The sequence below is a fragment of the Brevibacterium sp. BRM-1 genome, assembly GCF_026802075.1.
GTDB lineage: Bacteria > Actinomycetota > Actinomycetes > Actinomycetales > Brevibacteriaceae > Brevibacterium > Brevibacterium rongguiense.
The window spans coordinates 1,013,683-1,039,258 of sequence record NZ_CP113788.1; the positions used below are offsets into that span (position 1 = coordinate 1,013,683).

19 protein-coding genes are annotated in these 25,576 nt (G+C 70.6%); 8 read left to right on the forward strand and 11 right to left on the reverse strand.

Annotation, left to right across the window (positions count from 1 at the left end; all coding sequences use genetic code 11):
- The first annotated feature begins 30 nt into the window (after positions 1–30).
- From BRM1_RS04445 to BRM1_RS04460, 4 genes are all read left to right on the forward strand, one after another.
- A complete protein-coding gene (locus BRM1_RS04445; RefSeq protein ID WP_268528694.1) occupies positions 31–1,206 on the forward strand; it encodes a class I SAM-dependent methyltransferase in 1,176 nt (391 codons plus the stop codon).
- On the forward strand, positions 1,203–3,755 hold the full coding sequence (locus BRM1_RS04450; protein WP_268528695.1) for an ATP-binding protein: 2,553 nt from the start codon (positions 1,203–1,205) through the stop codon (positions 3,753–3,755). The genes BRM1_RS04445 and BRM1_RS04450 overlap by 4 nt, the downstream gene beginning before the upstream one ends.
- Positions 3,756–3,826: 71 nt before the next feature.
- Positions 3,827–4,528, forward strand: a complete 702-nt coding sequence (locus BRM1_RS04455) for a hypothetical protein (protein WP_268528696.1) — start codon at positions 3,827–3,829, stop codon at positions 4,526–4,528.
- A gap of 414 nt (positions 4,529–4,942) precedes the next feature.
- The gene (locus BRM1_RS04460) at positions 4,943–5,827 is read left to right on the forward strand and encodes an alpha/beta hydrolase family protein (RefSeq protein ID WP_268528699.1); all 885 of its coding nucleotides are present in this window, start codon (positions 4,943–4,945) and stop codon (positions 5,825–5,827) included.
- A gap of 47 nt (positions 5,828–5,874) precedes the next feature.
- On the opposite strand, the gene BRM1_RS04465 is transcribed toward BRM1_RS04460, so the two are convergent.
- The 6 genes from BRM1_RS04465 to BRM1_RS04490 all read right to left on the reverse strand — a co-directional run bounded on the left by BRM1_RS04465 (position 5,875) and on the right by BRM1_RS04490 (position 10,900).
- Positions 5,875–6,399 carry a hypothetical protein gene (locus BRM1_RS04465; protein ID WP_268528701.1) on the reverse strand — a complete coding sequence of 175 codons (525 nt, stop codon included), beginning with the start codon at positions 6,397–6,399 and terminating at the stop codon, positions 5,875–5,877.
- Between the two features lie 162 nt (positions 6,400–6,561).
- The gene (locus BRM1_RS04470; RefSeq protein WP_268528704.1) at positions 6,562–7,086 is read right to left on the reverse strand and encodes an adenine phosphoribosyltransferase; all 525 of its coding nucleotides are present in this window, start codon (positions 7,084–7,086) and stop codon (positions 6,562–6,564) included.
- Positions 7,087–7,163: 77 nt separating this feature from the next.
- Complete coding sequence (locus BRM1_RS04475) at positions 7,164–8,600, reverse strand: APC family permease (protein WP_268528707.1); 1,437 nt, start codon at positions 8,598–8,600, stop codon at positions 7,164–7,166.
- A gap of 217 nt (positions 8,601–8,817) precedes the next feature.
- Complete coding sequence (locus BRM1_RS04480; RefSeq protein ID WP_268528711.1) at positions 8,818–9,483, reverse strand: DUF4166 domain-containing protein; 666 nt, start codon at positions 9,481–9,483, stop codon at positions 8,818–8,820.
- A complete protein-coding gene (locus BRM1_RS04485) occupies positions 9,480–10,247 on the reverse strand; it encodes a DUF4166 domain-containing protein (protein WP_268528714.1) in 768 nt (255 codons plus the stop codon). The genes BRM1_RS04480 and BRM1_RS04485 overlap by 4 nt, the downstream gene beginning before the upstream one ends.
- Positions 10,244–10,900: an SRPBCC family protein gene (locus BRM1_RS04490; RefSeq protein ID WP_268528717.1), complete on the reverse strand. Its 657-nt coding sequence runs from the start codon at positions 10,898–10,900 to the stop codon at positions 10,244–10,246. Before BRM1_RS04490 ends, BRM1_RS04485 begins: the two co-directional genes overlap by 4 nt.
- 421 nt (positions 10,901–11,321) lie before the next feature.
- Here BRM1_RS04490 and BRM1_RS04495 point away from each other — a divergent pair, with 421 nt between their 5' ends.
- On the forward strand, positions 11,322–12,095 hold the full coding sequence (locus tag BRM1_RS04495) for a DUF6226 family protein (RefSeq protein WP_268528720.1): 774 nt from the start codon (positions 11,322–11,324) through the stop codon (positions 12,093–12,095).
- 166 nt (positions 12,096–12,261) lie between these two features.
- Here BRM1_RS04495 and BRM1_RS04500 read toward each other — a convergent pair whose 3' ends face one another.
- The gene (locus tag BRM1_RS04500; protein WP_268528723.1) at positions 12,262–12,912 is read right to left on the reverse strand and encodes a DUF488 domain-containing protein; all 651 of its coding nucleotides are present in this window, start codon (positions 12,910–12,912) and stop codon (positions 12,262–12,264) included.
- Positions 12,909–13,124 (reverse strand): DUF2945 domain-containing protein, encoded by a 216-nt coding sequence (locus BRM1_RS04505; RefSeq protein WP_268528725.1) that lies wholly within the window; start codon positions 13,122–13,124, stop codon positions 12,909–12,911. Before BRM1_RS04505 ends, BRM1_RS04500 begins: the two co-directional genes overlap by 4 nt.
- Positions 13,125–13,367: 243 nt before the next feature.
- Here BRM1_RS04505 and opgC point away from each other — a divergent pair, with 243 nt between their 5' ends.
- Complete coding sequence (gene opgC, locus BRM1_RS04510) at positions 13,368–14,477, forward strand: OpgC domain-containing protein (RefSeq protein WP_268528727.1); 1,110 nt, start codon at positions 13,368–13,370, stop codon at positions 14,475–14,477.
- A 36-nt stretch (positions 14,478–14,513) separates the two neighbouring features.
- On the opposite strand, the gene BRM1_RS04515 is transcribed toward opgC, so the two are convergent.
- Positions 14,514–15,233, reverse strand: a complete 720-nt coding sequence (locus tag BRM1_RS04515; protein ID WP_268528730.1) for a 4'-phosphopantetheinyl transferase superfamily protein — start codon at positions 15,231–15,233, stop codon at positions 14,514–14,516.
- 171 nt (positions 15,234–15,404) lie between these two features.
- Here BRM1_RS04515 and BRM1_RS04520 point away from each other — a divergent pair, with 171 nt between their 5' ends.
- Together BRM1_RS04520 and BRM1_RS04525 are read left to right on the forward strand one after the other, a co-directional pair.
- A complete protein-coding gene (locus BRM1_RS04520) occupies positions 15,405–19,628 on the forward strand; it encodes a Pls/PosA family non-ribosomal peptide synthetase (protein WP_268528732.1) in 4,224 nt (1,407 codons plus the stop codon).
- A 66-nt stretch (positions 19,629–19,694) separates the two neighbouring features.
- A complete protein-coding gene (locus tag BRM1_RS04525) occupies positions 19,695–21,500 on the forward strand; it encodes a M1 family metallopeptidase (RefSeq protein WP_268528734.1) in 1,806 nt (601 codons plus the stop codon).
- 590 nt (positions 21,501–22,090) lie between these two features.
- Here BRM1_RS04525 and BRM1_RS04530 read toward each other — a convergent pair.
- Both BRM1_RS04530 and BRM1_RS04535 read right to left on the reverse strand, forming a co-directional pair.
- Positions 22,091–22,591, reverse strand: a complete 501-nt coding sequence (locus BRM1_RS04530) for a GNAT family N-acetyltransferase (RefSeq protein ID WP_268528735.1) — start codon at positions 22,589–22,591, stop codon at positions 22,091–22,093.
- Between the two features lie 186 nt (positions 22,592–22,777).
- Positions 22,778–25,093, reverse strand: a complete 2,316-nt coding sequence (locus BRM1_RS04535) for a DUF222 domain-containing protein (protein WP_268528737.1) — start codon at positions 25,091–25,093, stop codon at positions 22,778–22,780.
- Between the last annotated feature and the right edge of the window lie 483 nt (positions 25,094–25,576).

The following is a 25,576-nucleotide window of genomic DNA, read 5'->3' on the forward strand; positions in this document are numbered from 1 at the left end:
TGCCGGAACGTACGAGTCGAAGGAGTGCTGATGGGTGCAAGGACGATCCACCCGTTCCCCGCCAGGATGGCGCCGGACATCGCCATCGATCACCTGGACTCCACTACAGACGAGTCGGAGCTAGTGGTACTCGACCCGATGTGCGGGTCGGGCACTGTCCTCGCCGCGGCGGCCGACAGAGGCCACGTCGCACGCGGATTTGACGTCGATCCTCTGGCGGTCCTCATGAGCTCGGTTGCGACCCAGGCCGTCGACACTGAGGAAGTGGTCGCCGAAGCCGAGCGCATTTGTGCGCTGGCGCGAGTATCGAGCGTGGACGACCCCCGATGGGACGACTCAGAGACGCAAAAGTTCGCTGAGTACTGGTTCGCACCGACGCAGCGCAGTCAACTTAACCGCCTCTCACGGGAGCTGGACGGGATCAGCGATGATGCCGTTCGGCAGGCCCTCCAAGTGGCCCTGAGTCGGATCATCATCACGAAGGCCCCCAAGGCCTCGCTGGCGGCCGACACATCACACAGCAGGCCCCACCGGGTGGTGACCGAATCCAGATACGACGTGTACCGCGGGTTTGAAGGGTCTGTCGCCGCCCTCAAGAAGTTGCTCGATGAGCGATCCGTTGCTGGGCAGGTAGAGGTTCGTAGAGGAGATGCGCGGGCGCTCGATCTGCCCGACTCATCGGTTGATCTGATTATTACTTCACCGCCATACCTCAACGCGATCGACTACCTCCGCGGGCACAAGATGTCGCTTATTTGGTTCGGCCATACGATCCCCGAACTGCGGAAGATTCGCTCGAACAGCATCGGGGCAGAACTCGCGCTCGACGGCGAGGCTCTCAAGCAAGTCGAAGATATGGTGCAGTACATAAGAGACTCAGTGGACGCGCCCGGTCAACTTCCCGTGGCTACGATCACGCGCTATGCACACGATCTCGCGCTCTTCTCGCGCGAACTTAACCGTGTCTGCAAGACCGGCTCTGAGGTTGTCACGGTAATCGGTAACTCTACGCTGCGAGGAAACTACATCCAGAACGACGTGCTCGTCCGAAAGGCGTATGAGCATTCTGGTTTCTTTGTCGCGGCTCGCACTGAGCGCGAGTTGCCGGAGAATAGGCGGTACCTCCCGGTTCGGACTGCGAACCGCGAGTCGTCGATGGCAAAGCGCATGCGGACCGAGGTCGTACTGACTGTGAAGAAGCCATGACCACATTTTTCGAGTCGGGCACAGTCACAGACCACATCAACGTCGAAATCAGTTTCCAGATTATCGGTCTATTCTCCGAAGGCCTGTATAGCAGCCCAAACAAGGCGATTGAAGAACTGGTCTCGAATGCTTTTGACGCCGATGCGACGTGCGTTCATACCGTGATGTCACCTGACCGAGCGGCGAGCGACGCATCTATCGCCATCCTTGACAATGGGACGGGGATGGATGCGACCGGGCTCAAGGTCCACTGGATCGTCGGGGACTCCGTCAAGGCCTGCAACCGCACAACCGCACGTGGTCGCCGTACTATCGGGAAGTTCGGCATCGGAAAGCTCGCGGCATACGTCCTCGGCACACGCCTGACACACATCACCAAGTCGGACGGGAAATTCTTCTCCACAACGATGGATTTCAAGGCGATTCCGACGCCTCCACCGGCGAGCGAACGCACTGAGGAGTCTGAGGGCACAGCGACACCACCCGTCCAGCTTCCGCTTCGCGAACTCACCGAGGATGAGGCGCACAGAGCCGTTCGCCCCTGGCTATCTGACGACACTGGCCGCGAGAACCTGACTCTCTTTGGAGACGAGGCCGAGGATTCCTGGACCGTGGCGGTCATCACCGAACTCAAGCCGATGGCGGTCGAACTCTCCGCAGGCAGGCTTCGGTGGGTGCTATCGACCGCAATGCCACTACGCGATGACTTCTCCCTGTATCTGAACGGCAACGAAGTCGTCGCCTCCAAGGCATCCGCGAAGCAAGTCGGAACATGGATTCTCGGCAAAGATATTCTCACCATCCCGAGTCCTGCTCCAGAAGAGCTAGACACGGATACGGACGAGAAGGTTCCTGAAGCTGAGTATCAGCACTTTCTACTGGTCGACAAGAGCTTGGGTCCTGTCAGTGGGTACCTTGAGCTCTACGAAGACCCCATCGACGCGGGAAAATCTGAAGCTGTCGGGAGAAGCAACGGCTTCTTCGTCTACGTTAATGGCCGACTTATCAACCCCGACGACTCGGGGTTCGGAATCGATCGAAACAGCCTTCGGCACGGCACGTTCTCGCGGTTCCGCCTGGTTATCAACATTGATCGTCTCGACGCCGAGCTCCGGTCCAGCCGCGAGACTCTGCTCGCGAGCCCCGTGGTCGAGCGCTCCCGGGAACTCCTTCGTGGTCTCTTCAACCTCGCACGAACGAAACTGGACGCACACGAAACCGAGACCGCTCGCGAAAGGCGGGCCTCACAGCGCTTCGCTGATAGCCCTGCGAGCCTCACGGAGCGACCGATCCTGCGAATGGTCGTGGACTCCTACGAGGAGAAGATTCGCTCCCGCCATCTCGTACCGATCGACAAGAAGAAGTTCCCGACTGTCGCGGAGCTGATCGCCTTTCTCGAGAGCCGGATCACTGATGGCGGCGGCCTCATCGGCGATGTCGTGTACGAAGACCTCGGCACGCTGCTCCCGATGGCGATGCTGGACAGCGCAACCGGGCAACTCTCGATCAACCTTGAGCATCCCTTCGTGGCACACTTTGCCGACGAGTTCAACGATCGCAAGAAGAACCTACCTCTGGAACTTTTCGCGATGGCCGAGATTCTCCTTGAAGCAGGGCTTCATGACGCGAACCTCGATGACTCCGCCGTCACGACTGTCCTGGACTCTCGCGACGAACTACTTCGCCACCTCGCCCGATCGTCGGGTGCGCGTAACTCAATCACCGTCGCGCAGGGCTTGATGGCATCGCTAACTAGCGCGAAAGGCCTCGAACTTGCGCTGGTGGAGGTTTTCCAGCAACTCGGGTTCGAGGCTGTCCCGAAGGCGGCAAAGGACGAGCAGGACGGACTCGCTGAGGCTTTCCTGCCCGCGGGCGAGAACGGAAAGACTCAGTATCGAGTCTCCCTAGAGGCCAAGAGCAAAGAGAAGCCCGGTGGAAAAGTCAAGAAGAGCGGTGTCGAGGTATCCACTATTGCGCGCCACCGCGATGAAGCGGACTGCGATTTTGCGATCGTTGTCGGACCCGACTTCGAGACTGGTGCAGATGACCTCGGTGCGGTCATGCGCGAAATCCAGGCCGATCGGGTGGCAAACCCGACCAAAGGTATCACCCTCATGCGCGCGAAGGACTTGGCGAGGCTGGTGAGGCTCGCGCCGATCAAGCGAGTAAATCTGGCAAAGATGCGCGAACTGCTCGCCACTTGCCAGAGTCCAGCAGACGCAGAAAAGTGGGTCGATGCCATTGCTCTGTCTCAGCCTGAATCCAGCCCACATCAACAGATCTTGGAGACAGTGTGGGAGCTCCAGCAGGATGATCGAGACCACACCGTCGAGTACGCGGCACTCAGAACCGCGCTCCGCCTCTCTAAGAAGCTAACAATCACGGATGCTGAACTGCGTGAAGAGTGCTTGGCATTGAGCCGTATGGCGCCTGGATACTTCATGGCTCGTGAAGACCGAGTGGAACTCAACATCAAGCCCGAGAATGTGCTGACTACGATCCATGCATATGTTGACGATTTGCCCCAAGCAGATGAAGAGCAGACGTAGGAAGTCGACCAAGCACCTGCTTGTGGTCCACATGACACCGGGCAACTCCGAAGCCAGAGGAAGCTGAACCTATGGGCAATGCGGTCGGGGCGAAGGCTCGTCGCGAAGAGGAGATTGCGTTCCTGGCGATGGAACAAGTGCTCGGGGTCAATATCTCGTTGGCGGACGCGGGCGCGGGCGACAAGATGCCAGACGGTTCTTGGACCTACCCCGATAGCAGAGGACGCAAGGGCATCGTCGAGGTCACGTCGCCGCCAGCCAAGCGCTTGTTGGCTGAGTGGGCGCGAGCGAAGAGGGAGGGTCGGCCACAGACCGAGAGTGGATCGATCCCCACGCGTCTGAATCAGTTAGCGCAAGTTTGCGCCGAGACGCTGGCGACGCAGTGGGCATGCCAGAACTTCGAGAAGCTTCTAGCTCAATCGGCGGATGAGCGACATCTGTTCTTGTTCGCTCGGCAATATAGGGATGGCTCCTACTTCTATCGTCTTTCCGACTCCTACGAAGGCGGGACTGGGGAGGACGTGGACGATCTTGTCCTTCCGCATGGCATCTCCGACGTTTGGTTCCGTGGTCGCGCGAGCCGTGACGTGTCCGATCCGCTCGGTGTAACGCAACTCCGGCTGGCAAGGTTTCAGGCAACATCCGGCTGGCACCGCTACACGGTCCGCATAGAGGAGCGGCAACTACCAGTGCCCAACCCGAGCATCGCTGACGATCGAGTTCCGGCAGGTTGGCGGCTGCCAAAGGATCGTACGCATACCGTCGAGGACTGATGATGCAGGCAAGACGTGTGACCACTCGGACGCCCTTGACCCGGTCAAGCATCTGGCTGGCGCAAGAGACGCTTCGACCGAGAAACAACGTGTCAGTCCGCCCTTCAAGCCGCGGTGACGAGGGGGACCAGAAGGGGACCAGAATCATGCAAACCATGCATCTCGTGACGTGCTCTGCATAATCTGATCCCCGGAATCACGCGGAATCGGATGAAAGCGGATCCGTTTGGACGCCTGGGGGTCAAGGGGTCGCAGGTTCAAATCCTGTCAGCCCGACAAAAAGCCCTGGTGAGGATGTTTCTCACCTGGGCTTTGTTGTGTCCGGAGATAATGCGGTGGCGAGCGCACGCTCCCTCCGCGATATGTCGCCGCGGCGATCTGCCTCGTACGCGGGTTCACGGGTACTGTTGCCGGATGAGCCCCCACTGCCCCGCACCCCGGACGTGCCCCGTCGCGGAAGAATCCCTGCGCATCCCGGTTGACGCCACCACGGCGGCCGCCACTGTCTTCGCCCCCGCGGAGCCGAGCAGTGCCCTCGTCATCCACTCGGCGACGGCGACCCCGCAGCGCTACTACGCCGCGTTCGCCCGCGCGGCCGCGGAACGCGGGATCGCGGTCATCACCTACGACTACCGGGGCACGGGCCAGTCCGGGCACCCGCGCCGCTCCCCCGAGCTGCGGATGCGCGACTGGATGGGCACCGACGTCCCCGCCGTGGCCGCGTGGGCCGCGGAGCGCTTCCCCGGCGTTCCCTCCCTGGCGCTGGGGCACAGCCTGGGCGGCCACGCAATCGCACTGGGCACGGCAGGCGATCACCTGACCCGAGCGGCCATCGTGTCTTCCCACGTCGCGGCCACGCGCACGATCCCCAGCCGCGCCGAACGGCTGCGCGTGCGCGCCCTCCTCCAGGGCGTGGGCCCCGTGCTGGGCGCCACGTTGGGCTATGTCCCCGCTAAGCGGCTGGGCCTGGGCGAGGACATGCCGCGCGGGGCCATGCGCGAGTGGGGCCGCTGGACGCGCCTGCCCCACTACTTATTCGACGACCCGTTCATGGACGCGGCCACTCGCACCTCGCTGCTGCGCACGCCCCTCTTGGCCGTGGGCGCCTCCGACGACCCGTGGTCGACGCCCGCGCAGATGGACGCGCTCACCGAGCACCTCACCGGGACAACCGTGGAGCGCCGCACACTCACCCCCGCCGCGCTGGGAACGACCGCCGTGGGCCACCACGGCATCCTGCGCAAGGGCGTGGGCGAGGCCGCATGGCCCGCGCTGCTCGACTGGCTGAGCCGCGGCTGACGCTCCCGGGCAGTGCGCCGCGCGCCGCCCAGGCGTGTCAGCGCCCGTTATGCCTCCGGCGCCGCCGCACGCCGTGCCGCCTCCCGCGCGGGCGCGGGCACCCGGAAGGCCGCGCGCATCTCGTCCGTGTTGAGGAAGTCCGAGACCCCGATCATCACGAGGCTGAAGACGATCTGCTCGGTCACCATCCACAGCGGGTAGAGGTGCGGGATCGCCGCCATGACGAGCGTGATGACCGGGAAGATCTTGGAGAACAGCCGCAGCCGCTGGTACGCCCACACCCACCCCAGCGCCGCCCGCCACGAGAAGTAGAACAGGGTCGCGGTCATCCCGAGCACCACCACCGTGCGCATCCACACGGCGAACCGCACTGCCTCCCCGTCGGCGGCAAGCACCACGGCGATGCCCACGGCGCCTACCCCGATGACGAGCTCGAGGACGAGCAGCCAGGTGATCCACGCAAACGCGCGACGGGTGCGAGACGCTGCGACCCGGTCGGCCGGGACGCGGATGCCGGCCCTGGCGCCGCCGGTGATGCGGTCGAGGCGCCTGAGCAGTTTCTCTGTCTTCACGCGGGCCAGACTAGGCCCGACCGCCGCCCAGCACCGCACCGAAAGACGGGTGAGCCCGGGATTTCAACCGATGGGTTGACCCCCTGACCGGCACCGGAGGCGCCGCAGCCCCGCCGAAGGCTCCCGCGGCGCCGATGCAGGCTTCGACGTCGGCTCTCGCTGTCAGCCTTCGAAGACCGTCGCGAGCTCGATGTCGCCGATCCGCTCGCGCCCGCGAAGCTCCGGGATGGCGAAGAGGACGGTGGCGCCCACCACCCGGCACCCGACCTCGCGCAGCACATGGCAGGCGGCCTCCACCGTGCCGCCGGTGGCCAGCACATCGTCGGCGATGAGCACGCGGGCGCCGGTTGGCAGGTCGTCCTGCACCTCGATGGTCGCCTCCCCGTATTCGATCGTGTAGTCCCGCCGCGCGGCAGGCCGGGGCAGCCGGCCCGCCTTGCGCACGGGCACCAGCCCCGTGCCCGTGGCCTGGGCGATCGCACCGGCGAAGAGGAACCCGCGGGCCTCGAGCCCGGCCACGGCATCGAAGCGGCCGGCGAAGGGGGCGGCCATCGCCTCGATGACCGCGGCGAACGCCCGGGCATCGGCGAGCAGCGGCATGACGTCGCGGAAGACGATGCCGGGCTTGGGCACATCGGGGATCGAGCGGATGAGGGAGGCGGCGCGGGCCAGCTCGGGTGAGGTCACCGCCCCACCCTAGCCGCGCCCGAGGCGCGGGCGGGCACCCGCCCGGCCCGCGCCTCGGGCGCGGTGAGAGGCGAAGCTCAGCCGCGCGGCTTCTTGCGCGCCGCCTCGAAGGTGTCCGCGAGCGGGCCGGTGACCTCGCGGAACACGGCCTCGCGGTCCTTGGGGCGCGGGGAGAACGCGAAGAACACGGTACCCAGCAGCACCCAGGCGGCGAGGATGATGTACTCCTGGGGCCACTTGAGCGCGATGTCGACACCGGGGATGGGGAAGACCGTGCAGACGATGACGGCGAGGGCGCCCAGCGCGCCCACCGCGGGCAGCCACTGGGGCCTGGCGCGGTAGGCGTATTCGAGGCCGGGGAAGCGCTTGGGCATGCGGTACTTCGCGATGACGACGAGCAGCCAGACGATGCCGAGGAACACCCCGCCGGCATCGAGGAACCACACGATGGCGCCGGGGCCCAGCAGGCCGAGGACCACGGTGATGGCGAAGACGAAGACGAGCGCGCGCCGCGGCACGCCGGAATTCTCCTCGACGACGGACAGGCCGTGGGGCAGCAGGCGCGCGCGGGCGAGCGCGAGGACCACGCGACTCGAGGCGACGAAGAGGCCGATGAAGCTCGTGACGAGGCCGAGCGCGCCGATGAGGAACGCGCCCAGGCCCAGCAGCGGGAAGCCCGCCTGGGTGAACGCGTCGATCGTGCCGAGCTTCATGTTCGCCACGTCCTCCCACGGGAGCACGTACGCGGTGGCGAGCAGCACCGCGGTGTAGAACGCCGCGGCGCAGGCGACCGTGAGGACAACGGCGCGGCCCACCTTCGCGGCGGGCAGGCTGGACTCCTCGGCGAGCACGGCCACGAGCGAGAAGCCCACGACGTACGTGATGCCGGGGACGACCATGCGCACGACCGACAGGAACGGCTGCTGGTCCGCGGTCCACAGGGGGAACAGGTTCGACGGCGTGCCGTGGACGGCGGCGACGACGACGAGCACCGTGCCGATCGCGATCATGACCGCGAAGAGGCCCACCTGCAGCTGCGCGCCCAGCGAGACGCCGAACCAGTTGAGCGCGAAGACGAGGATGGCCAGGGCGATGCCCACCGCGAGGACCGGCAGCGTGACGGCCTCGCCGCCCACGGAGTACAGCGGGATGTCGGCCATCGCGGGCACGTACTTGCCCAGCAGGGTGCCGAAGGCGGTGATGTAGAACGCGAGCGAGGAGATGTAGGCGCCGATGTGGAACCAGCCCGTCGCGAAGCCGGCGGTGCGGCCCAGGGCCGTGTAGCCCCACACGATCTCACCGCCGGCCCGCGGCACCGCGGAGGTCAGCTCGCCGTAGGCCAGCGCCACGCACGCGGCGAGCGCGGCGCCGACGAGCAGGCCGATGATCATGCCGCCGGCGCCCACATCGGCGAAGAACTGCGAGGACGTGTAGATCCAGCTCGATCCCACGACGCCGGCCACGCCGAGGGCGATGAGCGAGGGCAGTCCGAGGGTCTTCTTCAGCTCGGCCATGGGCGGCTCCTGGGGTGCGGGCTGGCGCGGCTGCGCGGGCGGGCGCGCGGCTGCGTGTGCGGTGACGAGTTAGGCGCCAGCGTAGTACAGGGGCCCAGCGGGTCGCGGGCAAGCGCGGCGGGCAGTGCGCGGGGTGGGTTGAACGCGGCGGGCGGGCCGGGGCGAGCGCGCCGGGACCGCACGGTCAGCCCACCGGAGCGAACCGGCCGCGCGGGGCTCAGTCCTCGTAGCGGTAGTCGAACCAGCCGGTATAGGCGAGCACGGTGCCCACCAGCGGGTTCGCGATCCGCGCGGCGATCGTGTGGCGGCCCAGCTCGTCGTCGAAGCCGCCCTCCACCCGCACGCTCACGCCCAGCGGTCCGGGCAGCGGCACGTGCGCACGGCCCAGCCGCACCCGCACGCCGGTGGATTCGAGCAGCAGGTGCCCGGCCTCCGTCGCCGAGGCGCGCAGCGCGACCTCGATGCGCCGCTCGCGCCCCAGCAGGTCGAGCAGGCCACCGGGGCGCCCGGTGGGCACGAGGACGTCCTCGGCCACCTGCTCGCCGCCCTCGAAGCAGAAGGAGCGGTGTGCGGCGAGCGCGGCGGATCCGGTGGGGGCGTTGACGATGCGGAAGGGGACGTCGCGCTCCCAGCGGGTGATGAGCAGGCCGGGTCCCACGAGGGGGCGGGCGAGCGCGAGCAGCCCGCGCAGCGGCGAGCCGGCGCGGGTGAAGAGGCCCTCGCCCACGCCTCGGCGGGGTTGGCCGCTGCCAGCGACCGGCGAGGGCGCGCTCTCCGAGCCGGCAGCGTCGCCCGGGCTCGGCGCACCGGCGACGTACTCGGCGACCTCCGGGCGCAGCAGGGAGGCCTGCGCGCCGAGCGCGGCTGCGAGGACGGAGGTCATTCGCACCGCTCCTCGCGGTAGGGCTTGACGGGGGCCGGGGCGGTGGTGATGGCGGGGTATTCGCAGGTGAACTCGCCGCGGTAGCCGAAGAGGAAGCCGAAGACGCGATTGCGCACCTCGAGGTCGATGGCGAAGACCTGGCGCTCGTCGTCGAAGTGCTCGCGCAGCCGGGCGAAGCCGCTGGCCAGCATCGGGAAGCGGAAGCCCACCGGCCCCTCGTAGAAGCGCTGCTCGCCCGAGGTCAGGCTCAGCCCGCCGGCATCCGTCACGGCAAGCTCCAGGTCGACTGCGAGGTGCTGGTGGGTGCCCAGGTAGTCGACGACTCCACCGCGCTTGGCGCTGTAGATCATCGTCGCGTCGAAGCGGCGGCGCCTGCCCGGCCGCACCTCCATGGTGCGCACGAACGAGACGGTCTCCCGGCCGTAGCCGTCGATATAGGGGAAGTTGTCGATGCGGAAGGCGACGATTCGCCCCCGCTCGGGGAAGAGGATGTTGCGCAGCGTGCCGATGGACAGGAACGGCACGGTCCACCACGGCCCGCGGCGCAGCTCGGCCATGACCCCGGTGCCCACGCAGCCGTAGCCGGCGGCCACGCTCACGCCGAAGCGGCGCTGAAGCTGGGGGTGCAGCCGGTCGAAGTCGGCGCCCAGTGCACGGCGGAAGACGCCGCCGTCGGTCGGGCCGCCGCTCGGTTGACCGGTCGGGCCGTCGGTCGGGCCGGGTTCACAGGGAATGCGATCGCCTGCCGTGGGTTCCTCCGTCATCGCGTGACCTCCGCGAGCGATGCCGGGGCGTCGCCCATGATCGTGCGGCCGCGCTGCGGGGGCCGTTTCGCGCAGCGGTGCGCGCGGGGACCGCCGGGGCGCAGCGCCCGCAGCCCGGAGAACCGCTCGGGCTGGGTCCCGTCCTCCGCCCACAGCCGGAGCCTGTCGAAGCTCCAGGCGGTCAGCCACCACACGAGGCGCCGGGTGAGGAGCGGGTCGAGCACGCGCCCCAGGGCGCCCCAGCCGGGGGCGTAGTCGTAGCCGGTGATGAAGCGCACCCCCTCATCGGTGGGGATGTAGCGCCAGTAGCCGCGCCCGCGGCCCAGCGGGGAGAGCCGGTCATCCGTGTCGAAGGCCAGCGCCGAAGTGCGCTGCCCGTGCGCGCCGTGGCGCTCCCCCAGGCTCACTCCCGTGCCGGTGATCGTGTGGAAGCCCAGGCTGAGCTCGTAGCGGAACTCCTGCGCGCCGTTGTCGCGCAGCCGGGTGGGCACGATGCGGCTGAAGCGCCCGTCCCAGCGCGGATGCAGCTGGGGATCCTGGGTCAGCTCCCAGACGCGCTCGAGGGGCGCGCGGATGAGGATCTCCACATAGAGCGCCCCCTCGCGCCGACTGCCCGGTCCCCGCGCGCCGTCTCTGCCCTCGTGTGCCTTCATAAGGTCACCCTATGCCCGTCCGAGGCGGCAGTGCCGTCCAGCGCGTGCCGGCGGTTGCGCGTGGCCGGCGCCGGCTCTTCCGCCGGCCGGTTCGGCACTGCCTTATTGACCGCACTGCCATACTGACCGCGTGGGCAGTGAGAGGCTGAACACTGACAACCTGAGCACTGGCCAAGCCGACGCTCGGGTGCGGCCCCCGCGGCGACCGCTCTTCCGACCGCATCGACGCGGTCCCGGGCCGTGTCGTCCGCGCGGTGCAGCAGGCACGTCAGCGAGGGGCCGCCCCGCACACAGCCAGGTCAGCCACAGCACCCTTCGATCGACCCCCACGCTCGGCAGCACGCTCACCGGGCATCGCCCACCCGGTAGGACCGATCCCATCCAGCGCCTACCCCAGCCAGCGCCCACGTCAGGAGGCGGCATGATCCGCGACGGTTATTCGCGCCCGGAGACCGACGCTCCGGTCTTCCTCGATGCCGCCGGCGCCCCGATTCCCTACGGCGAGCGGTGGGATGACGGGCCGCCCGAGGAGTCGTACTCGCGCATCTCCCACCCGGAGCGCTTCACCCCGCTGGCGCAGGTCGCCCGCGCGATTGCCGACCATCTGCGCACGCGCGTCGACCTCGAGGTGAGCGAGGAGACCGGTCCCGTCCCGGCCGCCCCCGGTGTCTCGCTCCGCGACCTCGCCGCCCTCGGCATGCCCGCGGACGACGAAGCGGCCGAGGCACACCTGGTCCGCCTGCGCCCGCGCTCCCCCGGTGCCGTGCCGCTCACGTTCGCCATCGTGACCGGCCCCGTGCCCGGGGTCACCGTGCTCGCCGGCACCACGGTCGCCCGGTCGTTCCCCTCCTGCGCCTGCGATGCCTGCGACGAGACGGGAGAGTCTGCGGCCGAGGACCTCGAGGACACGGTCTTCGCCCTCGTGGGATCCGGTCTCACCGAGTCGGTTGAGGAGGAGCGGCCGCGCGGTCTGCGGCGGCTGCGCGCGGTTGCGCGCCGCGAGCCCGAGTACACGGTGTTCAGCCGGTGGGGCACGGACATGGGCGAGGAATCCTCGAGCGGCCTCTGGCCCTTCGGCGCCGAATCGGCGCGGGCCGCGCAGGCGCGCCTTGCGGAGGTGGGCGGCCACTGGGATCCGTGGGAGCCCAGCACTGAATCAGGTGGCGCCGAATCCGGCGGCGCGCAGCGGGGCTGACCGGTCGCAGCGGGGCTGAGCACCACGGCGGAGCAGTCGGCGCGCAGCGGACTGCTGGGCGGGCCAGTACGGTCGCACATCGCCGCAGGCGCGGTGGGCTGCTGCCACTGTCGACTGCTGCCACGGCGGCATTATTGCCGTGGTGGCTTCGGGCCTGTGAGGCGGGTCAGCCCGGGTAGGTGACCTCGACATCGCCGCCGTCTGCGCACACCCGTGCTCCCGCGCTCAACTGCGCGGGGCTACGCTTGCCGGGCCCCATGAGGTGCGTGACGGGCAGCCCGCGGGCCAGCAGGTGGTCGGCGATGATCCGACGGTGGCAGCGCCACCACACGGCCTCGGAGCACATGAGCGCGGTGCCGGGCGCCTCGGCAGCGGGTGCACCAGTGCTCGTTCCTTTCACCGGTTCGGCCGCGCCGCCGCTCACGCTCCGGGCGATCTCCAGGAGGCGTGTGAGCCCTTCAGCGAACTCCTCGCCGAGCGCGTGGTCGGCGTAGTTGTGGAAGCTGCGATTCTGCCACCAGGCGTTGACCTCAAACGGCACCTCGCGGCTGACGTTGCGGCGGCCGGTCAGCCCCGCGATGCGCTCGTAGCCGATCCCGCGCTCGCCCAGGGCCGCTGCGAGTGCCTCGGCATCGAACTGCGGGTAGCGCGCGGATCCGGGCAGGCGGCGCACGTCGACGATCTGACCGACCCGCGCCTCGGCGAGCTCGCGGGCGAAGTCCGCGAAGTCGAGGTTGGAGTGGCCCACCGTGAGCAGGCGCGGTGCCGCGGAGCCGCCGGCCACCTGGGCTGCCCGTCCTCCGGCTGACCCGCTCACCGCGGTGCGAGGGTCAGCGCGCCGCCCTTGTGCGCGGCGATGTGATCGGTCGTGTCGCTGCGGATCTCGTACTGCGGGTCTGCCTCGCTGGCCCGGTGGGTGTGGCCCTTGTAGTCGAAGTCCGAGGTGTGCACGCGGATGATCGTGCCGCCAACGCGGCCTGCCTCCGAGTTCCAGGTGACGTGATCGCCCACCGCGAATCGCTTGGCCATGGCTCCTCCTCGCCCGTCTCGTCTCGCGCTGCTCGTGCGCCCGGCAGTGCCGACACATCCAGTCTCCCACCGCGGGAGCCCGCTGCCGCGGCCGGACCCGATTGCCGGACCCCGCTGCCGGAATCGATTGCCACGGCGCCGGCCCGCGTGCCGGTCGAGTCATAGCCGGCTGCCCACCCCCACGTCCGGTGCACAGCCCGCGCTGGGCCGATCCATAACCCAGCGCGGATACGATGTGTGGCGATGGACGCGAAGAAGCCGGCGCGCCGCCGCCGCATAGTCGAGCTCGACCTGCTGCGCGGTTATTTCGTCGTCGTCATCATCCTCGACCACCTGGAGTTCTGGCCCTCACCGCTGGCCTTCCTCTCCGGCAAGGGCTACCTGTGGGTCACGGCCGCGGAGGGCTTCTTCCTCATCTCGGGGCTGCTCGTGGGTTACATCCGCGCGTACAAGGGGCGCAATGCCCCGCTCAAGGACCTGTCGTGGGCGCTGCTCTCGCGCGCCGCCAAGCTCTACCTGTGGGGCGTGGCGATCAGCCTGGCGATCATCGGTTACACGCTCCTCGTGGGCCCGAACGAGCGGCTGCCTGCGCTCCCGCCCGAGGACCAGATGGCCACGCCGCTGCTGCTCATCAAGTACATCCTCAACATGCAGGCGTTCACCGACTGGATCTTCTTCCTGCGCCTCTACGCCGTCATGCTGGCGGTCACGCCGCTGTTCCTGTGGTTCGTCCGCCGCGGGCTGTGGTGGCTCACGGGCCTGCTGTCGATCGCCGTCTACGCGCTCAGCTTCCTCCAGGAGATCCCGGAGGCCGAGCTGCAGTGGCAGCTGCTGTTCTTCGGCGCCGCGATCATGGGCTACAAATTCGAGGACATGCGCACCTGGGCGGCCAACCACCTGCGCATCCGCACCGCGCTCATCGTGGCGCTCCTCACGATCACCGCGCTGACCGTGACCGCGAGCGCGCTCATCGTCCACGCGCCGGACCTCTTCGAGGGGCTGGGGCTCTGGGACTGGTATGAGCGGATTCAGCCGGCCACGGCGGAGATGTTCTCCAACAGCCCCATGATGCCCGCGCGCATGGCGCTGGCCTTCGTGTGGTTCTGCGGGTTCCTGGCACTGTTCCATGTGCTGCGCACCTGGATCTCCCGCTGGCTGGGCTGGCTCCTCATGCCCTTCGGCACGGCCTCGCTGACCGCCTACTGCCTCCAGGCGCTCGTCCTGCCCCTCGTGGTCACACCACTGAGTCCGTCGGAGAATCCGTGGCTCAACGGGCTCATGGGCGCCGGAGTGGTGCTCCTGCTCTGGTGGCTGCTGCGCCGGCCGATCGTGCGCCGCATCCTGCCGCAGTGAGCCCGGCCGGGCCCGCCCCCGGTGCCGTCCATCCGCTCAGTCCCCGGTGCTCCGGTCGCCGCTGACGGGCTCCGCGCGCCAGGCGAGGGCGGCCACCGCCCCGCTGCCATCTGCCCCGTCGCCGAGGCGCGGGCCGGTTAACCGCGGGCCGGCTAGGCGCGGGTCGCCGAGGCGCGCGTCGGCACGGTTGCGCTGCGCACCGGCCCCGCCCGGGGCAGGCTGGTGCCCCTCCCCGGGCGCCAGGTCCCACAGCGCGGTGCCGGCCCACCTGGGGCCCAGGGCACGCGGGGCCTCCCAGGGGGCCGAGACCTCGACGTCGCGGGGATCGACGCCCCCGCGCGCGGTATCGAAACCGGTCCGCGACGCCTTGACGACGGCCTCCTTGCGCACCCAGGCGATGAGCAGCAGGCCCAACCGCGCCTTTTCGCTGCCGGCGCCCGCGGCCCGATACCAGTCGAGCTCGGCGGGGCCCAGCACGGTCGCGGCGAAGTCGGCGGCGCGGGTGCCGGAGTTGGCGAACGCCCCGGCGTCCTCGATGTCGATGCCCAGGCCGCCGCGCTCGCCCGGCTCGGCGCAGGCGGCGGCACCCCACGGACCGGACCGGGCCAGCGAGGCCGCGACGCGCTCGGCGCCGACGCGCAGCTGCGGCGGGCCGGCGGTGCGTGCGATGCCCGCCCGGCCCGCGCCCCACGCGCGGGCGGCAAGCGCACGCAGGCGCGCCTCGGCGTCCCCGTCATGCCCCGCCCACCAGCGCATTCGCACCCTCCCACCGCCAGCCGATCGCACCCGCCCGGCCCGGCCCGCGGGCGTCCAGTCCGGGCCGCCCCGGTTTCGACGTACCATCGTCATGACCATTGTCGTCCACGGCCGCGGCCCGCGGCCCGCTCTGCGCCGATTCCGCTCTCACGCACCCCACGAAGGCCTGCCGTGACCGTTCATCCCCCGCAGTTCCCCGCCGCGCCGCTCGCCGGCCCTCCCCGCACCCTCATCGACATCCTCCTCGCCACGACCGCCGCGCACCCGCACGCCCCGGCGCTCGACGATGGGCGGCGCGTGCTCAGCTACGAAGAGCTCATCGCGCAGGTGCGCGACGTCGGGCTCGCCCTCAACGCCGCGGGCGTGGGACCCGGCGACCGGGTGGGCGTGCGCGTGCCCAGCGGCACCGCCGAGCTCTACACCGCGATCCTCGGCGCACTCATGATCGGGGCGGCCTACGTGCCGGTCGACGTGGACGACCCGGAGGAGCGCGCAGCCACCGTATTCGGCGAGGCCGCGGTGGCCGCGGTCATCATGGGCCCCGAGGGCTCACCCGGCGCGAGCGCGGGGGCCCAGTCGGTGCCCGGCTTCCCTGGCCTTGCCATCGAGAGCCGGGCGGAGCGCACCGCGCCGCCGGCCTTGCGCGAGCCGCGGCCGGACGACGACTGCTGGATCATCTTCACCTCGGGCTCCACCGGCAAGCCCAAGGGCGTGGCCGTCTCGCACGCCTCGGCGGCCGCGTTCGTCGCCGCGGAGGCGGAGCTCTTCCTCGCCGAGGATCCGATCGGGCCGGGCGACCGCGTGCTCGCCGGCCTGTCCGTCGCCTTCGACGCGAGCTGCGAGGAGATGTGGCTGGCCTGGGGCCACGGTGCCTGCCTCGTCCCGGCCCCGCGGGCGCTCGTGAAGTCCGGGATGGACCTGGGCCCGTGGCTGGCCAGCCGCCGCATCACGATCGTGTCCACCGTGCCGACGCTGGCCGCGCTGTGGCCGGCCGAGACGCTCGACTCGGTGCGCCTGCTCATCTTCGGCGGCGAGGCGTGCCCGCCCGAGCTCGCGGCCCGCCTGGCCGACGGTGAGCGCGAGGTGTGGAACACCTACGGGCCCACCGAGGCCACGGTCGTCGCATGCGCCGCACAGCTGGGCGCGGGACCCGTGCGCATCGGGCTGCCGCTGCGCGGCTGGAGCCTCGCGATCGTCGACCCCGCCACGGGCTTCCCGGTGCCCGAGGGCGCCTCCGGTGAGCTCATCATCGGCGGCGCCGGGCTGGCGCGCTACCTCGATCCGGCCAAGGATGCGGAGAAGTACGCGCCCATGGCGTCGCTGGGCTGGGAGCGGGCGTACCGCTCCGGCGACATCGTCGTCAACGACCCGGCGGGGCTGCTGTTCGTGGGCCGCGCGGACGAGCAGGTGAAGCTCGGGGGCCGGCGCATCGAGCTGGGCGAGGTCGATGCCGCGCTGCAGGCCCTGCCGGGCGTGCGCGGGGCGGCCGCCGCGGTGAAGTCCACCCCGGGCGGCACGCAGCTGCTCATCGGCTACCTCGCCCCGGACGACCCCGCCCTGGGCGCGTCCGCCGGCAGCCCGCAGGCGGAGGCGGCGATCGAGGGCTGGGCCGCGCGGCTGCGCGAGTCCCTGCCGCCCGCGCTCGTGCCGCGCCTGGCGCTTGTCGACGAGCTGCCGACGAAGACCTCGGGCAAGGTCGACCGCGCCGCGCTGCCGTGGCCGCTGCCCGGTGCCGCCGCGGCCGAGCCGGCGGACGGCAGTCCGCTGCCGCCGGAGGCCGAGTGGATCGCGCAGCAGTGGGCGGCGGTGCTCGGGGCCGTCCCCGGGGAGGCGACCGACTTCTTCTCCGCCGGCGGGGGCTCGCTCGCGGCCGCGCAGCTCGTCTCGCGGCTGCGCGCCCGGCACTCGGCCGTGACCGTCGGCGACGTCTACGCCCACCCGCGCTTCGGCGCGCTCGTCGACCTGTGCCTGGGCGCGGAGTCCCAGGCCCCGGCGGCCCGGGCCGCGCGCACCGTGGTGCGCACGAAGCGCTCGATGCAGGCCCTGCAGACCCTGCTCGGGATTCCCGTCCACATCCTCGCGGGCATGCGCTGGCTCGTCATCGCCTTCCTCGTCCTCGAGGCCGCGGCCCTGCTGGGCGCCCGCGTGCCCACCGCACCGGGCTGGCTCACGCTGGCCCTCTTCGCCGCGTTCGTCACGCCCTGGGGGCGCATGCTCGTCTCCGCCGGGGTGGCCCGGGCGCTGCTGGCCGGGGTGGGCCCGGGGGTCTATCCGCGCTCGGGCGGGGTGCACCTGCGGCTGTGGCTCGCCGAGCACATCGCGGACCTCGCCGCCGCGGTGTCCGTCGCGAGTGCGCCGTGGGTGACCTGGTACGCCCGGCTGCTGGGCAACCGCGTGGGGCCCGGCGTGGACCTGCACTCCGTGCCCCCGGTCACCGGCCTGCTCACCCTCGAGGCGGGTGCGGCGATCGAGCCGGAGGTCGATCTGCGCGGCTGGTGGGTCGACGGCGACCTGCTGCGCATCGGCGCGATCCGGGTGGGCCGCGGCGCCACCGTGGGAGCCCGCTCCACGCTCATGCCCGGCGCGCAGGTGGGCGCGGGGGCCCATGTGGAGCCCGGTTCTGCGGTCACCGGGAAGGTGCGCAAGAACCAGGTGTACTCCGGCTCGCCGGCGGTGCGGGTGGGCAAGGCGCGCCGTCACTGGCCGCCGCCCCCGCGCACGCGCCGCCACGCCCCGTTCCTCCTCTACGCGCTCGGCTCGCTGGGGCAGGCGACGATCCCCTACCTTGCGGCCGTGCCGGGGCTCGCGCTCATGGTCGCCGTCTCCGGGCCCGAGGTCGCCACCCGGCCGCTGGCGCTGCTCGCGTGGGCGCCGTTCCAGGCGCTCGCGTGGTTTGCGTGCACCGCGCTGCTCATCCTCGCGGTCGTGCGGGCGCTGGGGGCCGGGCTGCGCGAAGGCGAGTTCCCCGTCCGCTCGGCCATGGGCTACCGGATCTGGGCCACCGAGCGGGTCATGGACATGGCCCGCGACCTGCTCTTCCCGCTCTACGCGGGCCTCATCACCCCCGTGTGGCTGCGGCTGCTGGGGGCCAAGGTGGGCCGCGGTGTCGAGGCCTCGACCGTGCTGCTCGTGCCGAAGATGACGCAGATCGCCGCCGGCGCATTCCTCGCCGACGACACGATGGTCGCCTCGTACGAGATGGGCCGCGGCTGGATGCGCATCGGCCGGGCGAAGGTGGGCAAGCGGGCCTTCCTGGGCAATTCGGGCATCACCGCCGCCGGGCGCCGCGTGCCCAAGAACGCGCTCGTCGCGGTGCTCTCCGCCGCACCCAGGAAGTCGCGCAAGGGCTCGTCGTGGATCGGCTCGCCGCCGGTGGAGCTGCGCCGCAGCGAGGTGGCCGCCGATGAGTCGCTCACGTACGCGCCTCCGGCACGGCTGCGCGCGGCCCGCGGGGCGTGGGAGACGCTGCGCCTGCTCGCAGTCGCCGTGGAGGGGGTGCTCGTCACCGGGGTTCTCCTGGCCCTGTGCTGGCTGCTCGCGGCCGGCGGGCAGCTCACCGGCCGGCCCGGCGGGCTCGGCGCCGCGCTCTTCGCCGCCGCGCTCTCCGGCCTCGTCATGATGGCCGCCGGCGCGGTTGCCGCCGGGATCGCGGTCGCGGCGAAGTGGCTGTTCGTCGGGCCAATCCGGGCCGGCGAGCACCCCCTGTGGTCGGCCTTCATCTGGCGCAACGAGGTGGCCGACACGTTCGTCGAGCTCATCACCGCGCCGTGGTTCGCGCGCACGGCCGTCGGCACGCCCGCCCTCGTCTGGTACCTGCGGGCCCTCGGCGCGAAGATCGGCCACGGGGTGTGGTGCGAGACCTACTGGCTGCCCGAGGCCGACCTCGTGGAGCTGGCCGACAACTCGACCGTCAACCGGGGCTGCGTCGTCCAGACCCACCTCTTCCACGACCGGGTCATGGCGCTCGACTCGGTCACCCTGGACGAGGGCTCCACGCTGGGGCCCAACAGCGTCATCCTCCCGGCGGCCCAGCTGGGCCGCTCGGCCACCGTGGGGCCCGCCTCGCTCGTCATGCGCGGCGAGTTCGTGCCGCCGCACGCGTACTTCACCGGCAACCCCGTGGTCCCGTGGCTCGATGCCCCGCTGGCGGCCGAGGATGCGCGCGACGAGGACGCGGACAGGCGGGATGCAAGGAAGGCGGATGCGCACGAAAGCGAAGCGCAGGACGAGGGCGCGCGCGATGCGCCTGCCCGCGGGGAGCCTGCCCGCGAAGCGCAGCCGATACCCGCTCATGAGCGCGCGGCCTCTGCAGCACACGGTGACGCGCCCGTTGCCGGTGCCGATGCGCCGTCCCGCGCCTCGGCTGCGGAGCCCCCTGCGCCGCCCGGCGCGTAGCATTCCCCTATCCCCACCCTTCCGTGCGGCCGGCCCGCACCCAGCGAAAGGACGCGGCACCCGCGCATGACAGTGCTCGACCCGTATACCCCCGAATCCGGCACCGCCGCCGTGCGCATCGACCACTACGAGCTCGTCCTCGACTACCGGATCGTGCCCAATCGACTGAGCGGGCACGCCACGCTGCGCGGAGTCATGCGCGCCGCTGCGGATGCCATCGAACTGGACTTCGTGGGCCTGCGCTGCGATCGCGCCCAGTTCGACGGCCAGCGCTGCCGCTACAAGACGGTGGGCTCGAAGCTCGTGCTGCGCCCGGGGAAGGCGCTCAAGGAGGGCCAGGAGTTCGCGCTCGACGTCTACTACTCGGGCAATCCGGAGCCGGCGATGGGCACGTGGGGCGATGTGGGCTGGGAGGAGCTCGAGGACGGGGTGCTCGTGGCGGGCCAGCCCAATGGGGCCGCGACGTGGTTCCCGTGCAACGACCACCCCTCGGACAAGGCGACGTTCCAGATCTCCATCCTCGTCGAGTCGGAGTACACCGCGATCTCGAACGGCGAGCTGGTGGGCGAGCGCCGCAAGGCCGGGCGCACGCAGTGGACGTGGCGCTCGGATGTGCCGGTGGCAACCTACCTGGCGACCATGCAGATCGGCCGGTACCGGCGCGGCGAGATTCCCGCCCCCGCGGGCTCTGATGTCTCTCGCGTGCCGCTGCGCCTGGCGTGCCCGCCGGAGCGGTGGGCGCACGCGGAGCGGGCCCTGAGCCGTCAGCACGGCATGATGCGCGCGTTCGAGGAGCGCTTCGGCCCGTTCCCGTTCGACGCGTACGGGGTCGTCGTCACCGATGACGTGCTGGAGATCCCGCTGGAGTCCCAGCCGCTGTCCATCCTGGGCCCCAATCACCTCCACCGCACGTGGCAGGCCGAGCGGCTGGTGGCCCACGAGCTGGCCCATCAGTGGTTCGGCAACTCCGTCACGCCCGCCCGTTGGCGCGACATCTGGCTCAACGAGGGCTTCGCCTGCTACGCCGAGTGGCTGTGGTCCGAGGCCTCGGGGCGAGGTTCGGCCGATGAGCAGGCCAAGGCGCACTACGACTCGCTGCGGCCGGGGTTCCTCCGGCGCGCGGCCGAGCGGGTGGGCGAGGCCGTCGGCGGCGTCGTCTCCCGCGCGGCGGGGGCACGCGGTGCGGACGCGAGCGGGTCGGTTGGCGCTGACGATGCAGACAGCGCTGGTAGTGCTGGCGGTGCAGACGGCGCAGGTAGCGCAGGCGGCGCAGGCGACCCGGATGCGGGGGTTTGCGAGGGGAGCGACGTGACCGAGGGGGCACGCGGAGCACGCGGTGCCGGTCGTCCAGCAGGTTCCGACGGCGGGGCCGGTTCCGCCGACGTGGGCGGTTCCGCAGGCGGCGCTGGTTCCGAGGGCAGGACCGGTTCCGCCGACGTGGGCGGTTCCGCAGGCGGCGCTGGTTCCGACGTCGCGGCCAGTTCCGCCGACGTGGGCGGATCCGCAGGCGGTGCTGATTCCAACGGCGGTGCGAAAGGCACGATGAGCTCCGACGCCGGAGAGGCTGGTTCGCCCCGGACGGAGCCTGCCCAGGCAGCCCGCGGTGTCCTCGCCAATCCGGGGCCCGACGACATGTTCGATGACGACGTCTACAAGCGCGGTGCGCTCACGCTGCACGTGCTGCGCGCCACCGCCGGCGACGAGGCGTTCTTCGGCCTGCTGCGCGAGTGGACGGCGCGCCACCGGTTCGGCAACGTCACCACGGATGACTTCCTCGGCCTCGTCGAGGAGCGCGCGGGATCCCAGGCACGCGAGGCGCTCTTCCCCTGGCTCTTCGAAGCCGAACTGCCGCCGCTGCCACAGGTCGGCTGAGACGGGTGCGCGGCTCCGGCGGGCGTGCGCACGGACCGGCGCATGGACTGTGGCGGGAGGCACGGGTACGGGCACGGGCACGGGCACGAGCACGAGCACGGGCACGGGCAAGCGCATGCATTGAACGATCGGGGGGGTGGACAAGCGCCGCGCTGGTCGGCGCACGGACTGAGGCCCGCTCCCGCACCGAGCGGTGCATCGGCTCAGGCCCGCTCCCGCACCGAGCGGCGCACGGGCTCAGGCCCGCTCCCACGCCGCCCGCACCCATCCATCCGGAACCGTTCTGGTTCTCATCCGCCTTCTCACCCGACGGGATGCCCCCCGGATCTGTCGGCGGTCAGCGCGATGGTCGCCCGTTCCGGCTCAGCCCAGTGGTCTCCCGTTCCGGATCCACGCGCTGCGTCCCGTTCCGGCGCGTACCCGAACATCGGGCGCTCCCAGACCGGAGCACTTCACAACACCGAGCATGTTCTCCGGCTCGCAGCCGCCGCACCCGGCCGTTCCGGCGCATCTCGAGACCGTGTTCGGGCCTTGTGCAGCGGTGGAGCGCGGGTGCCCGAACAACGGTGCCACGCTGCAGCGCGTGCGGGTTAAGCGCTGAGGTCGAGCAGCATGATCGAGGCGTCGCCATCGGCGCCGACGGTGCGGAAACCGGCGGCGGCGTAGAGGTGGGCGGCGCCGTTGCCATCCTCGACCGACAGGCTGATGGCCCGCTCCCCCGCTACGCGCGCCGCGCCCTTGAGCGCCCGCAGCAGCGCGGTGCCGATCCCCTCGCCTTGCCTGTCCGGGTGCACCGCGATGGTGAGCTCGGGGATGTCGTCGGCGACCCAGCCGTAGCCGGGCGAGTCCGGCAACCGCCGCAGCCACGCCGCCCCGATGAGCCGATCCGCACCGTCGCCCTCGTACGCCCCGAGCGCGAGGTCGCCGGCCTGACCCCACCCCGTGACGTAGCGGGCGAGCTCGGGCCGGCTCATGGCCTCGGCACGCGAGAGTTCCGGCTTGTCCATCGACCAGTTGACGGCCAGCAGGAGGAACGGCTCGAGCAGTTGTTGGGTCGCGGCGTCGTCGCTCAGGGGGCGGATTGTTGCCATGCTCCCAGCGTAGCGAGGCCGATTGACCACCGGCGTGTGGACACACGACGGGTGAGGATTCACCCCCGGGGAAGTCCGAAGAAGGGCACGGTCCTGGGCAGTGCCCCCTCAATTGGGAGGAGGCCCGTCAGAACGGCAGAGACTCGTGAAAGTGGGCAGAGACTCGTGAAAGTGGGCTGAGGCTCGTCAAAAGGGCGGAGGCTCGACGTGGGGCGTGTCAGCGCTTCCGGGATGACCACTGCCCCCGGATCGACCACTGCCCCCGCGGTCGCTGCCGCCTCCGAGGTGGCCAACGCTTCTGGGCTGACCACCGCTTCTGGGCTGACCGGTGCTCCTGAGCGGACCAGTGCTCCCGAGGCGAACATCGTGGCCCGCTGCCGCATCTCGTTCGCACTCCGCCCCGACCCTGCCGTCCGCGCCCTCTCCGACCGTTCCGCTGGATTCAGCGAGCGCAGTGAGGAGGGCCGTGAATTCGCTCGCGTGCTGGGCCGACACAGGGTTGCCGGAAACCTCGGTGACCGCGGAGATCCCACCGTTGAGGCTCCAGGCGAGCATGCCCTCAGCGGTCCTCGTCGGCACAAGCCTGCCGTCGGTCTTCATCTGGTGGTGCCGCTTGCACAGCGGATGGAGGTTCTCGAAGTCGGTGCGCCCACCGGAACCGGGATTCTCGTGGTCGAACGGCACCCGATGGTCGAGCTCGCAGGACCCGGACCGTCGCGAGCAGCCGGGTGCCGTGCAGTGCTGCCACTTCGCCTCGACGGCCGTGCGCATGGGCGCCGGGATCGCGTAGGTGCGCGCTGCGGCATCGAGCACGTGACCGTCGACGGGATCCGTGAGGATGCGGACCACCGAATCGAGGCCACCGGCGATCCGGCGCACGGCATCCGCCGGCACGAGCGCCCCGTCTGCGAGCTCGCCGGGCAGCTCGCTGAGTCCGAGGGCGGTGAGTGCCGGGACGGTGAGAGCGACCCGAGCCTGGGCGCGCAGCCATTGCGTGTTCGTCGGGCACGTGAGCGTGAGGGTGACGAGCTGTCCGGCCTGACCGCCGACCGTGCTGCCGTCCAGCCCAACCGGTCCGTTGGATCCACCCGGCCAACCTGGCCCATCCGGTTCGTCTGCGCCGAACGTCCCGCCTGCCCCATCCGGCACACCTGTCCCGTTTGGCCTGTGCGACCGGTCTGGTCGGCCTGGCCTGTCCGACCGGTCTGGTCGGTCCAGTTCGTCGCGTGCCCGCACAGTGGGCACACTGCGCCCCTGCCAGGGAACTCCTGGCCTGTTTTCCCCGATCATCGCGCTGTGACGGTCGCTGGTTTCGCCTTCGTCGGCACCTCTCCCCGCTCCTTCTGCGATGCCGGGTCCGCAGGCGCGATGCAGACAGCTCCCGTCGTGCCGGCAGACAATGGACCCCGGAGCTCGTGGCGAACCGGAATGCGTTCGCACACCCTGCTCGTGGTCATCCTGGGTGTGAGAGCCGGTCACTTCCGACCCGGCGGGGCCACCCCCGTGACCATCGACCTGACTCGGGGGCCGAACCGCCTGCGCCGCACCGGCGCTGGGGGCGGGGTGACCGCGATTGGTGTCCCCGTTGCCCGAACCGGGGACGCACTGCAGATTCCCGAAGGACCCGGAGTCGCGCTGCGGGTGCGAACCGGTGTGCTGCGCACGCGCGTCTTCAGCGGCCGCGGTGGGACGGGACCCGCGGGATGCCGCAGCATCGGCACTAGTTCCCGGTTCGATGGGGAGCACGGCCTGCACACTCACGTGCGGCAGGTACGAGGAGAGCATGTCGAAGCAGAGCTGGTCGAGGCTGCGCTCATCGATGACGCGCGCCCCGGGCGGCACCTGTTGCCCGAAGGCTCCGAGTTCGCTGCGCCGCACGGCCCGTGCAACCGCGTAGAGGCGCCGATGCAGCGCGTCGAGTTCGGCACTGGGGCCGATGAGCGAGAGTACGGCGGTCCCGTCCGCCTGCGGCCTGTATTCGACGCGCCGCCGGCTGTGCGCGAGCTCGGCCAGCTCCGTCGGATCCTGGGCCGCTGCGACGGTTCGCACGAGGTGCCGACGAAAGTCGGCAAGGCGCATGCTCGGTCGCAGGGCGGCCAGCTGCTGGTCGATGCGCCGCAGCCGCAGCAGCGGGAAGTCGCCGGCGAGGTCCGCGGCGAGTGCGAGCTTGCGGAAGTCGATGAGCCCGCACCGCACCTGCGCCACGAGTCGGGGCAGACCGAGCAGCGCGGTCAGCGCCTGGGCAATGAGCCGGTGGGCGGAGTATTCGCTGATGTCGAGCACCGCGCCCACGGTCATCCCCAAGCGCAGCTTCCCGCCGTCGTAGAGCTGGCCGGGGACTCGACCAGGCGCGTGGAGGGTGAGCAGGCGGGCGATGCGCGCAACCGGAATGAGCTCGGCATCCACGGGGATCGCATCGGCCCAGGGAATGTCGTCGGGAGCCGGGCTGACCGGGGCACCGAGACCGGGAAGATCGAAGAGACGACGCGGTTCGACGGTCACAGGCTCCTCGGCCGGCCCCGCCGCCGGGCAGCGGCAGAGGCCCACCGCTTCGTCACGCGCACCGGCGCCCTCACCCCTGCGCCCACCGTGGCCCTCGCCTCCTCCGGGTCCCGGCCAAGCCCCCGATGTGCGATCGACTGTCGATGCCCCCGCAGCTGGAGCGTCGCCTCCGACGCAGTCGAGTCCGCGGCCAGTCGCCTGGTCGGATGAGCGGTGCGCATCCGGAGCGAGGTCGAGCAGACCGCACCCCGTGCACACCTCACCGATTCCCACGCAATCGCCGGAGGAATCGAGCAGTGCACCGTCGTCGACACCCAGGGTGCGGAGCACCCCGTGGTCGATCATGCTCTGCAGTGCCGTGAGGCCGGGGCCGAGCATGCGGCGCAGGCTGTGCCTGCTGATGACGGTAGTCTCCTCGGCCAGCGCCGCGAAGACCGCGGCATCGTAGCCCTGCGGCCGGAGGTGGTCGTCTCCAGGGCTGCC